At 36.6% G+C, this 13905-nt stretch carries 14 protein-coding genes; 6 read left to right on the top strand and 8 right to left on the bottom strand.

The features are described from left to right. Window positions 1-36: 36 nt before the first annotated feature. On the bottom strand, window positions 37-1251 hold the full coding sequence (locus tag B4237_RS15015; RefSeq protein ID WP_278595165.1) for an aspartate aminotransferase family protein: 1215 nt from the start codon (window positions 1249-1251) through the stop codon (window positions 37-39). Between the two features lie 163 nt (window positions 1252-1414). On the opposite strand from B4237_RS15015, the gene grxD reads away from it, so the two are divergent. Beyond that, the gene (grxD, locus tag B4237_RS15010; protein WP_004772459.1) at window positions 1415-1756 is read left to right on the top strand and encodes a Grx4 family monothiol glutaredoxin; all 342 of its coding nucleotides are present in this window, start codon (window positions 1415-1417) and stop codon (window positions 1754-1756) included. Between the two features lie 52 nt (window positions 1757-1808). Here the strand turns inward: grxD and B4237_RS15005 are convergent, their stop codons facing one another. Beyond that, a complete protein-coding gene (locus B4237_RS15005) occupies window positions 1809-2132 on the bottom strand; it encodes a hypothetical protein (RefSeq protein WP_278595164.1) in 324 nt (107 codons plus the stop codon). A gap of 128 nt (window positions 2133-2260) precedes the next feature. Here B4237_RS15005 and B4237_RS15000 point away from each other — a divergent pair, with 128 nt between their 5' ends. After that, a complete protein-coding gene (locus B4237_RS15000; protein WP_278595163.1) occupies window positions 2261-3181 on the top strand; it encodes a LysR family transcriptional regulator in 921 nt (306 codons plus the stop codon). Between the two features lie 22 nt (window positions 3182-3203). On the opposite strand, the gene map is transcribed toward B4237_RS15000, so the two are convergent. Beyond that, window positions 3204-4001 (bottom strand): type I methionyl aminopeptidase, encoded by a 798-nt coding sequence (map, locus tag B4237_RS14995; protein ID WP_278595162.1) that lies wholly within the window; start codon window positions 3999-4001, stop codon window positions 3204-3206. Window positions 4002-4360: 359 nt separating this feature from the next. On the opposite strand from map, the gene brnQ reads away from it, so the two are divergent. After that, entirely contained in the window at window positions 4361-5662 is a 1302-nt protein-coding gene (brnQ, locus tag B4237_RS14990; RefSeq protein ID WP_019384502.1) for a branched-chain amino acid transport system II carrier protein, read from the top strand. Window positions 5663-6055: 393 nt separating this feature from the next. Continuing rightward, window positions 6056-6316 carry a hypothetical protein gene (locus B4237_RS14985; RefSeq protein WP_004879833.1) on the top strand — a complete coding sequence of 87 codons (261 nt, stop codon included), beginning with the start codon at window positions 6056-6058 and terminating at the stop codon, window positions 6314-6316. An 11-nt stretch (window positions 6317-6327) separates the two neighbouring features. Here the strand turns inward: B4237_RS14985 and B4237_RS14980 are convergent, their stop codons facing one another. After that, on the bottom strand, window positions 6328-6783 hold the full coding sequence (locus B4237_RS14980; RefSeq protein ID WP_019384501.1) for a hypothetical protein: 456 nt from the start codon (window positions 6781-6783) through the stop codon (window positions 6328-6330). A gap of 131 nt (window positions 6784-6914) precedes the next feature. Here B4237_RS14980 and B4237_RS14975 point away from each other — a divergent pair, with 131 nt between their 5' ends. Continuing rightward, a complete protein-coding gene (locus B4237_RS14975) occupies window positions 6915-7772 on the top strand; it encodes an alpha/beta fold hydrolase (protein WP_278595161.1) in 858 nt (285 codons plus the stop codon). 685 nt (window positions 7773-8457) lie between these two features. Further along, the gene (locus B4237_RS14970) at window positions 8458-8922 is read left to right on the top strand and encodes a MarR family winged helix-turn-helix transcriptional regulator (RefSeq protein ID WP_278595160.1); all 465 of its coding nucleotides are present in this window, start codon (window positions 8458-8460) and stop codon (window positions 8920-8922) included. 63 nt (window positions 8923-8985) lie between these two features. Here B4237_RS14970 and B4237_RS14965 read toward each other — a convergent pair whose 3' ends face one another. From B4237_RS14965 to zapE, 4 genes are all read right to left on the bottom strand, one after another. Then, the gene (locus B4237_RS14965; protein WP_278595159.1) at window positions 8986-9648 is read right to left on the bottom strand and encodes an SOS response-associated peptidase family protein; all 663 of its coding nucleotides are present in this window, start codon (window positions 9646-9648) and stop codon (window positions 8986-8988) included. Window positions 9649-9716: 68 nt separating this feature from the next. Beyond that, window positions 9717-10337 (bottom strand): 2OG-Fe(II) oxygenase, encoded by a 621-nt coding sequence (locus tag B4237_RS14960; protein ID WP_278595158.1) that lies wholly within the window; start codon window positions 10335-10337, stop codon window positions 9717-9719. Between the two features lie 173 nt (window positions 10338-10510). Beyond that, window positions 10511-12673, bottom strand: coding sequence for a malate synthase G (locus B4237_RS14955; RefSeq protein WP_278595157.1), 2163 nt, complete (start codon window positions 12671-12673; stop codon window positions 10511-10513). 294 nt (window positions 12674-12967) lie between these two features. Then, a partial coding sequence (zapE, locus tag B4237_RS14950; protein ID WP_286943785.1) for a cell division protein ZapE occupies window positions 12968-13905 on the bottom strand: 938 nt, incomplete at its 5' end.

Genomic DNA, 13905 nt, shown 5'->3' with positions numbered 1-13905 from the left:
AAAAGGGCAATTAATTGCCCTTTTTTATTTGTCGAATTAAGCTTTTAAAAAATTCTTAATTGCAGGAACAAGACGTTTCAACAATTCATCTGCTTGATCTTGAGTCATATTTAATGGTGGAAGCAAACGCACTACAGAACCTGCTGTAACATTCACAATTAACTGATACTCATCACGTGCGATCGCTACAAGCTCTGGGCAATCTTTCGGTAATTGAATACCGATCATCATACCAAAACCACGCACTTGCACATTGTGCTCTGCTAATTCTGCCTTGAGCTGCTCAACAATATAAGTACCAACTGTAGCTGCATTTTCAATAGCATTTTCTTTCTGTAGCGTATCAATCACTGTATAGACTACGCGAGAGCCCAATACTGTACCGCCATATGTTGAACCATGGCTTCCAGCGCCTAGTAAACCTACAGCTTTACCTTGAGTCATCACCGCACCAATTGGAAAGCCATTCCCTAGACCTTTTGCTGTTGTCATTACATCAGGCACAATATTGGTATGTTGGTAAGCAAAGTATTTACCTGTACGACCATTCCCTGTTTGAATTTCATCGAGCATCATCAACCAATTATGTTGATTACATAAGGCACGCACGTCTTCCAAATAGCTAAAGCCTTGTGGTGCTGTATTCACACCACCTTCACCTTGAATCGGTTCTATCAGAATAGCAACGATATCTGGATGATGGATTGCAGCTTCTTGAATCGCTTCCACATCACCAAATGGAACACGAATAAAACCTTCAACTAATGGTGCAAAACCTTCTTGAACCTTTTTATTCCCAGTTGCAGATAAAGTCGCCAATGTACGGCCATGAAATGATTGCTCAGCAACTAGAATTTTAGGATTGCTAATCCCTTGTTGAGCACCAAATTTACGTGCAATTTTAATCGCACCCTCATTTGATTCTGCACCACTATTTGAGAAGAAAATTTCTTCCATACCAGAAACTTCAGCAAGTTTTTGAGCCGCAGCGGTTTGCCAAGGGATTTCAAATAAATTACTAGTATGAATTAATGTTGCAGCTTGCTCAGCAATTGCTTCCGCAATCACTGGGTGAGCATGACCTAAACCACATACAGCAATACCTGTTAAAGCATCTAAGTACTCAGTTCCATCTGCTGTATATAAGTATGCCCCTCGTCCTCGTACAAAGCTGATCGCTTGGCGACCATAAGTAGCCATAAGATGTGATGGTTGATCAGGTTGTACAGGAGCAAGAGTGATATTAGTCATAACAAACTCAATCTATCGTTAGTTGTAGTGGAAAAAGTTATATAAGCAAAAACTTGAGTAGATTGAAAGCTTAAACTCACATTTATACAAGAAAAATCTTTATCAATAGCCCCAAGTGATTTTTTCGGTATATAATTTACGGAGATTAGTTGAGGATCTATCTATGACGGAACAAGCGCGTGATACAGTAGCGTTAATTCGTGATCAAATTGCGAAACACCCTGTTTTACTTTACATGAAAGGCACTCCACAATTCCCGCAATGTGGTTTTTCTGCTCGTGCAGTAGAAGCACTTAGCCAAATTGGTCGCCCATTTGCCTATGTAAATATCTTGGAAAATCAAGATATTCGTGCAACGTTACCTCAAATTGCGAACTGGCCTACTTTCCCACAATTATGGGTAAACGGTGAGTTAATTGGCGGTAGCGATATCATGCTCGAAATGTTCCAAAATGGTGAGTTAAAACCATTAGTTGAACAATACAGCCCTGCACCTGAAGCATAAGCTGTAAACATAGAAAGCCAATCAAATGATTGGCTTTTTTATTTTTGGCTTTCTAGTTTTCACTAAATCCAACATATCTGTACATTCCCTCTACCCCCAAATCAGCTTTGAAAATTTGCATATCAGGATAGTTTGCTTGGCTAACACAAGCAAAAACATTCATATTAGGATCTTCATGTATCTCATCGACAGATTGAGATAAAACCTCTTCAAAACGATCTGCAATAAATTCAAAACCCAAATCCATTGCCATAAACAAAGTATGCTCACATGGCTGAATGTATTGTTCTTGGTTCCAGTCTAATACAGCATGATGACAATGTGGACATAGAATATTTACAGTTGCATCTGCAACCTCAATGAGTTGGAAAGACATAGTATTTCATCAAAAAAATTTCTGCCATTATAGAAGTATTTTACCAATACAAAAAATATCGAATAAGCTCTTATTTTTGCAACGATAAATATATAAAATAGATAATGTTGCAGAAATGGAATTGAATAATGTTGACGGATTTAGATGATTTTTATTGTTTTGCGCTCGTTGTTGAGCATGGTGGTTTCAGTGCAGCTGAACGAGCAACAGATATTCCAAAATCTAAATTAAGCCGCAGAGTTTATAATCTTGAAGAACAACTCGGTGTTCGTCTTATTCAACGAAGTTCACGTCATTTTGCTGTGACTGATATTGGTATGGATGTTTATCGTCATGCGCAAGTGATGATGAATGCAGCTCAGGCAGCTCATGACGTAGTCAACCACTTAAGTAGTGAACCTCGCGGTGTGATCAAAGTTAGCGTACCCGTCGATATTGCTCAAAACCAAATGGCAAAAATATTGCCAGCATTCCTTAAAAAATATCCTGAAGTTCGCGTTCAGATGATGGTCAGTAATCGTCGTGTTGATGTCATCAATGAAGGAATTGATCTCGCTTTACGCGTTCGCTCGAAATTAGACGACGATCCAAACCTTGTTTTAAGACAATTTGAAGCAATCGAACAGCGTCTCTTCGCAAGTCAAGCGTATTTAAATGAGTTTGGTCATTTGTCTACACCAGAACAACTAAGTGAACATCGCATCATTAGCATGGCAGAAGAGCATCTAGATCAAAACTTCTTACTCACAGGTCCTGATCAACAACAAAAGAAAATTAAAGTTAATCCCGTTATCATGGGTTCAAACTTATTAATGCTTGCAGAATTGGCCAGTCAAAATTGTGGTATTGCCCTACTTCCAGACAGTATTGCTCAAGACTTCATTAAAACAGGTCAACTGGTTAAGGTTCTACCTGAATGGACTGCGCCACATGGTATTTTCCATGCTGTCTATCCATCACGACGTGGCTTATTACCTGCAGTTCGTGTATTTATTGATTATCTTGTCGAACAACTGACATTGTGCTCTACCAAAAAAAGGCCCGATTGATATCGAGCCTTTCGCTTTTTCATCAAGAAATAGTTGGGTAATCGCCAGTTCCCTCAGGCCATGGCGTTAATAATTCAAAGCCATCATCTGTCACCGCAACCATATGCTCCCATTGAGCTGATAGGGACTTATCTTGTGTAACAACAGTCCATCCATCATTTAGCTCTTTTACGTATGGTTTACCTGCATTCATCATAGGTTCAATCGTAAAGACCATGCCTTTTTTCAAAACCATGCCTTGACCTTTTTGGCCATAATGCAGAATATTCGGTTGCTCGTGATAAACACGGCCAATTCCATGCCCACAGTATTCACGAACAATACTATAACCTTCACGATGTGCAACGGATTGAATGGCAAATCCAATATCACCCAACGTCGCGCCTGGCTTTACTGTACGAATCCCTGCTAGCATCGCTTCATAAGTTGTATTCACAAGTTTTTTAGCCTCAGAGCTAACTTGACCTACAAAATACATTCGACTTGTGTCACCGAAATAGCCTTCTTTAATAACGGCAACGTCAATATTTAAAATGTCACCCTCTTGCAAAATCTTTTTTGCAGAAGGAATAGCATGGCAAACTTCTTCATTTACAGAAATACAGGTCGTTTTGGTAAAGCCGTGATATCCAACATTGGCAGGAATAACTTGCAATGTATTTACAATATAATCATTACAAATGTCGTCTAAATACTCCGTACTGACGCCCGGCTTAATATAAGGTCCTATCATTTCTAAAACTTGTGCCGCTAAACGCCCTGAGATACGAAGTTTCTCAATGTCTTGTTCCGTTTTGATGGTCACAGTAGAAGCTCTCATTCGAGATATTCCTTATTTAAAAAATCAAAAATAAAAATACAGATCATATATCTATATCTGTTCTATTTAGCGTTTATCAATAGTTGTACGCTTTAGCTATAAATTGTTCAATCCTTTCAGAATTGAATCTAATGACCATTTTACATTTAATTCCGACTATGGGGATAGGAAAAAAGTATAAAAACTCCCATTTTTTTAGTTTTAAAACCTTTTCAACAAATTAAGTTTACCAATGCTAATCCTATGATTTTAATAATTTCTTTTTAGTCAAAAATAAACCAATTTTCACATAAAATTAGTTTCAAATGACTACATTTATGTTCTAGAATTCGCACTTTTATTTTATTCCTCCCTGTTTTATGAACCATCTTCGTACAGGAGATATTATTGCTTTAGGTTTTATGACCTTCGCACTTTTTATTGGTGCGGGTAATATTATTTTTCCTCCCATTGTTGCTCAACAAGCTGGTGAGCACGTATGGCTAGCTGCATTTGGATTTTTGATCACCGCAGTAGGTCTACCAGTCATTACGATTATGGCTTTGTCCAGAATGCAAGGCTCTATTGAAATTATCAGCTCCCCCTTAGGTCGTTTCGCAAGTTTATTGCTCACTATCGTTTGTTATTTGTCTGTTGGTCCACTCTTTGCCACACCTCGAACAGCAACGGTTTCTTATGAAATTGGTTTTGCACCCTATTTCGGAACATCTGGTAGCAGTTTATTTATCTATAGCGTTATTTATTTTGCTTTAGTAACAGCTGTTTCTTTATATCCAAACAAACTTTTAGATACAGTCGGTCACGTACTTGCCCCTTTAAAAATATTTGCACTTGCAATACTTGGTATTGCTGCAATTGTGATTCCAACGGGCTACATCTCACCGCCAATTAACAAGTATATTTCAAGTCCAGTTTCAGAAGGCTTCGTAAATGGTTATCTAACCATGGATACTTTGGGCGCATTGGTATTTGGTATTGTCATTATCCAAGCTATTCAATCACGCGGTGTCACTGACTCGAAACTGATCACGAAGTACGCAATTATCGCCAGTTTGATTGCAGGCGTTGGTTTAACACTTGTTTATATCAGTTTATTTAAACTTGGTTTAGGAAGTCATGAAGTTGCAGCAAATGCTGACAACGGTGCAATCATCCTACATGCTTATGTACAACATGCATTTGGTGATTTAGGTTCGCTATTCCTCACAGGTCTAATCTTTCTTGCATGTATGGTTACAGCAATTGGTTTAACTTGCGCATGTGCTGAATATTTCACTGAACTTACAGGCTTACCCTATAAACTTCTCGTTTTCATTCTAATCGGCTTCTCTTTAGTAATCTCAAACTTAGGTTTGACTAAATTGATTGCAGTTTCAGTACCTGTCCTTAGTGCGATTTATCCTCCAGCGATTGTCGTGATTATGTTGAGCTTCTTCTGGAAACGTTGGAATAAACCATCATTAGTTGTTGGTTCAGTTACTGCTGTCGCTTTTCTATTCGGTATCATCGAGGCGATTAAAGCAGCTGGTTTCACTGAGCAATTACCACAATTTATTGCCCATTTACCATTGAATGAACAAAACCTCGCTTGGTTATTACCTTCACTGGCTGTTTTGTTTATTTCGATTGTGATTGATCGAGCGATTAAACAAAAAAGTTAAAATGATTTGTCGTTAAAATAATGTTTTACCCAAACATGATTTTAGCTATACAAAAGATGTTCTTTTATCCAATGTTCATTTTTTGTTTACGACAAATCTTTTTTTAATTTTAGTCTTTTAAGCACAATTTAAGTTTTTAAGCAGAAATTAGCTAGAATCCGATCTTTACTAAACTTTTTAAAATGTAAAATTTCTGCATTATATTTAAAATAAAAATAGCATAAATTCACTAAAAAAATAGTTAAACACTATAAAAATCAATACATTCATAAATTTATTTAAAAAATAGTCAGCATACCTATTGAAATACTTAGAAATTAGCAGTACAACTTTAAGAATAATTCTGACAAAAATGATTTGGTTTTTGTCATCACGACACAAGGAGGGATGGAGATGTTATCATTACATTTCAACAAGCAAGTCTTCATTAACACTCTGAAGGCTAACGATTCAATCGTATATGCAATAACACCGCTAGCACTGATGGCCACGTTGTTATTTCAAGGCACAATTAAAGGTAATCTCAAACCTGAATATTTTGCTTATGCGCTGATTGTTTCTGTTGCCTTTTGTACGTGGGGGATTGTCGATCGTAAGTTTCGACAGATGAGCGCCCAGCGCCAAAAAGTTTCTGTAGGGAAAATGGATGAGTAATCATCCATTTTTTAATTCCAAAAACTAAAAATAGTTCCAAACAATAAAAGCCCTGTAGCACCCAGCTCTACTACAATTAAACCTAACATCATAATTGTCATACACCAGCCCGGAAGCGTCCATTTTCCTAATTGATGTGGCTGTTTAAATTGGTTAGTTGTATCTTTTAAACACCCATGAACGATATAAATTAAAATCGACATTGAGAAAAAGAAAAGATTTGCAACCACACAGAACAGACTTAATTCATTTGATAGAATCGTAAAATAGCTCAGTACAGCTAAAATCAAACTTGCTGCTGCGTATAAAAGACTACTGCGATGAGCAATGTCAACATAGTAATGTGCTCGTGCCAGAGCAGAATTTCGAATTTGATAGTATTTCCAGACGCCAGTAATCATTCCAACCCAAAGAAAGATCCCACTAAAAACAATTGCCAATTCGGTTGCAGTTGTTAAAACCAACATCTCGTATCCTACATATTTCTTTTTTTAAAACGGTATATTACATAATTTTTGACTTTTTAGTCATTAAATAATCAAGTTTCTTTTTGGAACTGATGTACAGTAGAAAAATACAAACACAAGAGTATTGCTTGATGGATACCTTTGAATCTCTATGGATTAGCTGTAAAGATGGCTACCAACTTGCTGCACAGTATTACCCAACGGAAAAATCTACCAAAGAATTTCCTATTTTGATTTGCCCTGCAACTGGAATAACAAAAAACTTTTATCATGCTTTTGCCGAATGGTTAAATCAGCAAGGCTACAATGTATTAAGTTTTGACTTTCGTGGTATTGGACAGTCCCTACATGGAAAATTAAAAGACTCGGATGCAAGTATTAATGATTGGGGGCAATTAGACATCCCTGCTGCGATTGAAGTACTTTTAAATCGAACACAATCGGAAAAGGTCATTATCATTGGACACAGTGCGGGTGGACAATTACTTGGAATCAATCCACATTACAATAAAGTTGCCAAAGTCCTCGCAATCGCTGGATCAACTGGACATATCAAAGGCCTAAAAGGCAAAACAAAGCTCCTTGCGCCACTGATGTTTAACGTGATCTTCCCTGTTTCAAGTTTTATAAAAGGATATGGTGCAACCCAATTCATCGGAATGGGTGAAAACCTACCTAAAAATGTTGCAAAGCAATGGGCCGAATTTTGTAGTAAACCCGGTTATGTAATGAATGCGATTGGGAAAACTATTTTTGATGACTATCATCGAGAAATCCAAATTCCAATCACATCTTTCTGGGCAACAGATGACGAGATTGCAACAGAAACCAATGTACAAGATCTTTTGCGCTTATATCCGAATGCCCAGACAAAATTTATTGAACTCAATCCTCACAAATATGGATATAAGCAAATCGGACACATGGCGATGTTCAAAAAGTCTCATCATAAGCTATGGCCACTATTAGAAAAGGAATTAGCGATTTAGTTTTGATTCACCATAAAGTTTTACGCTTTGCGCATCTAAACCTGTAATCCTGTTTAGATGCGCTTTTTTATTGAAGAAATTGAGGCATGAAATTTCTTGTTTAAGCAAATTTATGATTTATAATATATTCATTAAAATAACTAAAGATTGGTTAATAAAACTACACTCGTATAATTTTGAAACTTTTAATTGTTAAAAAAACTCCTAAAAATGTGATAAAGAATGTATTTATTCATCTTATAAATGAAGTTTAATAAGCCACTTTTTAACCAACTGTTTAAACCAAAGTGCTGTATTTACTACCATTTATTTAATGAATGAATTTATTTAATTTTTTTATGACATTTGAGACAGAATTTTTTTATAAAAAAGTCACGTCATAATTTGTATTTATTTTCTACAATACACCTGTTCCGAACAGTAGCTAAGATGCAAAACTTAAGGTACATCATTGGGGGCAAATGCATAGGTAAAATCATCATAAATAACATTTTTATATGTTTTTTCGATAATTTACTTATACATAATAAAGATAGCAATAGAGCTTCTTTAAGGAAGATTTGTTATAAATGGAATGGTAGAAAATTCAAGTTTTATTGTCTTTTCTAACAGGTATTATAGACATTTCATGGAATCTAAGAGCTAGGTTTTCTAGCTCACCGTAACAAGCATAGGAAATATGTAGATGCCTAAAAAATATGCGCGTTTTTTACCTACAGCCGAATCATTTAACTTAGAAGACTTCCCTTTTTACTGGATTTCTCAAGTAAATGCTCAGTACGTCCAAAACATCGATAACGTACTTAAGAAGTATGGTTTAGACAATTCTCGCCGCCGTATTTTACTTGCATTGAACGTAAAACCTCATGCAAGCGTTTCTGAACTTTCAGATATGGTAATTTCCAAAATGTCGACAACGACAAAAATCGTTTATCGTTTGAAAGATGAAGGCTATATCGAGACTTATTCGTGTAAGGAAGATGGACGTATTACCCGTGTTTATTTAACAGAAAAAGGTCAAGAAATGATTGTGAAGATCAATGATCTAACCTCTGTCATCCTAGAGCAGTCTTTTGATGGTTTAACACCATTACAAATTGAAAAAACAATGGAAATTTTACGTCATATGTTTAAAAATCTTGCTCGCTAAGTCATTTAAACATAATAAAAAAAGCTTCTTTAAAGAAGCTTTTTTATTTGAAATAATCTTTATTTAATCAAACATATTCAATTGTGGTGTGATCTTTTCAATTCTTGCTTTTGGTACATGTGAACACTCGAACTCTTCAACAGGAAAACCTTGCATAAATTGATTAAGTTGATACGGTTGCTTTAAACTCAACCAATCATCCAAACATGTGTCAGGTATCACAACAACTGATCTTTTTACATCACCTGGTTCATGGAAATCTTTCATCATCGGATGATCAATTGCGTCCATCGTAAGCATCGCCGCTGAGCGGATAATTTGATCATTTAACTTACGAATTTCATAGAGCGCTGCGATATAAAATGCTTTACCATCTTTGCGTCGAACACCCCAGCGTTGCGGCTTATTTTCGATATACTTGCTTTCATAGAATTCCGAAACTGGAATTACACCAAATTTGCATTTGTAAGCAGCATCCTGAAAGCTTGGCTTTTGAAAAATTGTCTCATGTCTAGCATTATAGGTATGCTTTGAAATATTGATATCTTCAGACCATTTCGGTACCAATCCAAACAACACTTCACGCCACTCCAAACCATGATCAGATTTAAATAACAAAGGCGTTTTATAGCTAGGATAAACTTCCTCTGCATATTCAAATGGAATCAGTGGCAATTCGAGTTGCTTAGACTGTTCGATGGTTAATGGTTTATAGTTCGCACACATGTATTATGTCGTTTAGCTCAGATTTAAAAATAAAAAGGAGGTTGCCCTCCTTTTCATATATTCTCTAATTATCCAAATAACTTTTTTATCTTCGCGCTTAATCCATGCACAAAACGATGTTTAGCATTTGCTTTGTCACTGGTTAAAAAGTTAATTTGGATTGATTGACGTTGTCCTTCATAAGGTACATAACCATGCCAACCATTATCTGTCACTTTAAAAGCAACCAAAGTCCCAGGGCCAGCATTAATTTCTTCAACATAATCATCCATATTCTTTTCATCATTAAGAATACGTAAGCGACCTGTTGGCGCATCCCAAGATTCATTCAAATAAATCAAAATTGTAAGAAGCTTGGTTTTTGAATCTGAATGAATACGACCATCTTTTTGACGTGAATAGCCACGTAAAGTAATCATCATTGGATGTTCCATAACATCCACATCAAACTTATCTGTCAGAATTTGACGAAATTCTTTAGAATCTAATGATTTTAGAAAACGGTCAAAATTTGGCTTTAACTCTACATCTGCAAGGTTATAACTTCCACCCTGCTCGATCTTAGGGAAATCTTGAATTACCGCCTTAACTTCATCGTCTATAATTGAGTTTTCAACTACAAAATAAGGATATGGTGAAGTTGAAACTTGCGCTTCTTTGAGAGCATCTAATTTTAAAATATGTGACATCGTTATGATTCGACTGAATGATAAAAATCAAAATAGATTATAGCAAAAATTTTATGAGTAAGATGTTTAATCCTGTTTTTCAATCTGGAGGAGTTATCAAATAAATTTCACTTTTAAAAAGATTAGCTTACTAACAAAAAAGCCTCCGAAGAGGCTTTTCATTTTAGATGATATTAATCACCTGTATAACCTTTAAGTTTTAAACGAGCAGCGTGTAACAATGGCTCTGTATAACCAGATGGTTGCTCAGCACCCTTGAAAATCAAGTCAGAAGCAGCTTGGAATGCAATACCATCAAAGTTTGGCGCCATTGGTGTATAAAGTGGATCATTCGCATTTTGCTGATCAACAATTACAGCCATACGCTTAAGTACTTCTTCAACTTGTGCACGCGTTACGATACCGTGACGTAACCAGTTAGCAACGTGTTGTGAAGAAATACGTAAAGTTGCACGATCTTCCATTAAACCAACGTTGTTGATATCTGGAACCTTAGAACAACCTACACCAAGGTCAACCCAACGAACTACATAACCCAAGATACCTTGACAGTTATTTTCAAGCTCATTGTTCAACTCTTCAGCAGTCCAGTTTGTTTCTGGTGCAAATGGAGGTGTTAACAAGTCATCAAGTGTCAACATATCTTCAGCAGCCAATACATCTTGACGTGCTTTAACGTTGATTTGATGATAATGCAATGCATGAAGTACTGCACCAGTTGGTGATGGAACCCAAGCACAAGTCGCACCAGCATTTGGATGAGCAGTTTTAGTTGCTAACATATCTTTCATGCTGTCTGGTTTTGGCCACATGCCTTTACCAATTTGAGCTTTACCTTGCAAACCACACGCTAGACCAATTGCAACGTTACGGTTTTCGTAAGCAGCGATCCATTTTTGTGTTTTAACAGCTTCTTTACGAACAACTGGAGCAGCTTCCATAGATGTATGGATTTCGTCACCTGTACGGTCCATGAAACCTGTGTTGATAAAGATGGTACGGTCTTTAGCAGCAGCAATACAGTTTTTCAAGTTCACTGATGTACGACGCTCTTCATCCATGATACCGATTTTAAGCGTTTTAGCTGGTAAACCAAGTGCTTGTTCAGCACGCTCAAATAATTCAACGGCGAAAGCAACTTCTTCAGGCCCATGCATTTTCGGCTTAACGATATACATAGAACCTTTACGAGAGTTGTGGTTCTCGTTTTGACCACGGATATCAGCGATTGTAAGTAACGGCGTTACCAACGCATCCATGATACCTTCAAATACTTCTTCACCTTCTACAAGGATCGCTGGATTCGTCATTAAGTGACCAACGTTACGAAGAAGCATGAGCGAACGACCATGTAAAGTTGTCGTACCACCAATTAAGTTTTGAACTGTACGGTCTTTATTTAAAGTACGAGTAATCGTTTTACCATTTTTCTCGATAGATTCTTGAAGATCACCCTTCATCAAACCTAACCAGTTACGGTAACCTTCAACTTTCTCTTCTGCATCTACAGCTGCAACAGAATCTTCTAAATCCTGAATCGTTGTGATTGCTGCTTCAAGTGTTAAATCTTTTACACCAGCCGCATCAGTTTTGCCAATCGGGCTATTTGCATCGATATCAATGATAACGTGTAAACCATTGTTCAACAGAACGATTTCTGTTGGATTAGCAGCATCACCATTGAAACCTACAAATTGAGATTCATGCGCTAAAGATGTAGTAGAACCATCTTTAAGTGTTACTGCTAAGCCGTTATTTACAACAGCGTATTTAGTCGCATCCGCATGTGAGCCTTGCGCTAATGGGAAAGTTTGATTTAAGAAATCTTTAGCGAATGCAATCACTTTGTCGCCACGAACAGGGTTATAGCCTTTACCCTTTTCTGCGCCATTTTCTTCTGAGATTACATCTGTGCCATAAAGCGCATCGTACAATGAACCCCAACGTGCATTTGCAGCATTTAAGCAATAACGTGCATTACGTACAGGTACAACAAGTTGCGGACCAGCTAATAATGCAATCTCTTCATCTACATTTTCAGTCGTTACTTTAAAGTCTGCAACTTCTGGTTCAAGGTAGCCAATTTCTTTTAAGAATGCTTTATATGCATTTAATTCGAATTTATTGTTGCGATGCCATTCATCAATCTTTGCTTGAAGTTCATCACGTTTAGCCAATAGCGCCTTGTTCTTTGGGCTTAGGTCGACAACGACTTGCTCGAAGTTTTTCCAGTAAGTTTCACTATCTAAACCAGAACCTGGTAAAGCTTCATTTTCGATGAAATCGTAAAGTTCTTTAGCAATCGCTAGCTTGCCTTGTTGAATACGTACAGTCATTGTCTTTCCTGATGGTGCTAACTTTTTATAACAAGAAACCTAGTATACCGATTTATACTAGCCTGAATAGTAATATCACATTCCTAAATAGTAAGCATTTTCTCCATTAGAAGTATTGACAAGCTTAACTTTATGTTATTGACAAAACATCAAATATACGGAGAAAGATCCCTTTCTAGTTTGTAATTTACTTATTTCCATTAAAGCCATTTATTTATAACAAAATTCAACCAAGAATAAAGCCTTCTCTGTATCGAATTTATAAAAAAAGCATTCCGTAGAATGCCTTTTCATTTATGAAGTTTTTGCGACTTGTATTTGTCGATGCTCAGAATGTAAATAATCATCAGATTGCATTTCGAGTAAACGTGATCTAGTCCGTTCAATCTCGAAAGCCAATTTTGAACCTTCGTATAGTTCAATAATTGAGTCTTCAGAGGTAAGCAAAAGCTTTACACCACGATCATAGAACTCATCGACCAAATAAATAAATCGACGCGTACCTTCGGATAAGAAATCTGTTAAATGAGGTACGTTACTCACTAAAACGGTGTTGTAAATATTCGCAATTTCAATAAAGTCCGCTGGACTTCTTGGTTTGAAACATAGTTCAGAAAATTCACACCATAAAACATCTTCCGTATGACCTAAGGTCTCTACGATACGATTGTTAATCATGATTGGAGAATTCGACTGAACTTGTGTTTGCGTCAATGCTTTAAAGCGATCCGATAACCAAGACTGTGCATCGCTTGTTAATGGATACTTAAACAATTGTGCTTGCTTCAAAACACGTAAACGGTAATCGACACCAGCATCAACATTCAAAACCGTACAGTTTTTTTGTACTAGCTCAATTGTTGGTAAGAAACGATCGCGGTGAATGCCGTTTTTATATAATCCTTCTGGTGCAATATTTGATGTGGCGATCAAAGTAATTCCGCGCTCAAATAGCTTTTGAAATAAATCACTTAAAATCATCGCATCGGTAACATTCGACACAAAGAATTCGTCAAAACAAATCACAACAGCATTTTTATAGATCTGATCAGCGACCAAATCCAATGGATTGCGTTGACCAGATAACTTGTTCAACTCTTTGTGAACATGTTGCATAAAATGATGGAAATGCATACGTGTTTTACGACGAAATGGAACAGCATCATAGAACTGATCCATTAGCCATGTTTTCCCACGACCTACACCACCCCACATATAAACACCTTTTGGAT

The sequence above is a fragment of the Acinetobacter sp. UBA6526 genome (assembly GCF_002434875.1).
GTDB classification, from domain to species: Bacteria; Pseudomonadota; Gammaproteobacteria; order Pseudomonadales; family Moraxellaceae; genus Acinetobacter; species Acinetobacter venetianus.
This window is presented reverse-complemented; position numbering and strand designations above follow the sequence as displayed.

Coding starts and splice junctions, on each gene's coding strand:
- B4237_RS14965 (WP_278595159.1), bottom strand. CDS start 9,648: ATGTGTGCGAACTATAAACCATTAACCATCGAACAGTCTAAGCAACTC.
- B4237_RS15000 (WP_278595163.1), top strand. CDS start 2,261: ATGTTGACGGATTTAGATGATTTTTATTGTTTTGCGCTCGTTGTTGAG.
- B4237_RS14985 (WP_004879833.1), top strand. CDS start 6,056: ATGTTATCATTACATTTCAACAAGCAAGTCTTCATTAACACTCTGAAG.
- B4237_RS14970 (WP_278595160.1), top strand. CDS start 8,458: ATGCCTAAAAAATATGCGCGTTTTTTACCTACAGCCGAATCATTTAAC.
- brnQ (WP_019384502.1), top strand. CDS start 4,361: ATGAACCATCTTCGTACAGGAGATATTATTGCTTTAGGTTTTATGACC.
- B4237_RS14955 (WP_278595157.1), bottom strand. CDS start 12,673: ATGACTGTACGTATTCAACAAGGCAAGCTAGCGATTGCTAAAGAACTT.
- B4237_RS14975 (WP_278595161.1), top strand. CDS start 6,915: ATGGATACCTTTGAATCTCTATGGATTAGCTGTAAAGATGGCTACCAA.
- B4237_RS14960 (WP_278595158.1), bottom strand. CDS start 10,337: ATGTCACATATTTTAAAATTAGATGCTCTCAAAGAAGCGCAAGTTTCA.
- grxD (WP_004772459.1), top strand. CDS start 1,415: ATGACGGAACAAGCGCGTGATACAGTAGCGTTAATTCGTGATCAAATT.
- B4237_RS14980 (WP_019384501.1), bottom strand. CDS start 6,783: ATGTTGGTTTTAACAACTGCAACCGAATTGGCAATTGTTTTTAGTGGG.
- map (WP_278595162.1), bottom strand. CDS start 4,001: ATGAGAGCTTCTACTGTGACCATCAAAACGGAACAAGACATTGAGAAA.
- B4237_RS15015 (WP_278595165.1), bottom strand. CDS start 1,251: ATGACTAATATCACTCTTGCTCCTGTACAACCTGATCAACCATCACAT.
- B4237_RS15005 (WP_278595164.1), bottom strand. CDS start 2,132: ATGTCTTTCCAACTCATTGAGGTTGCAGATGCAACTGTAAATATTCTA.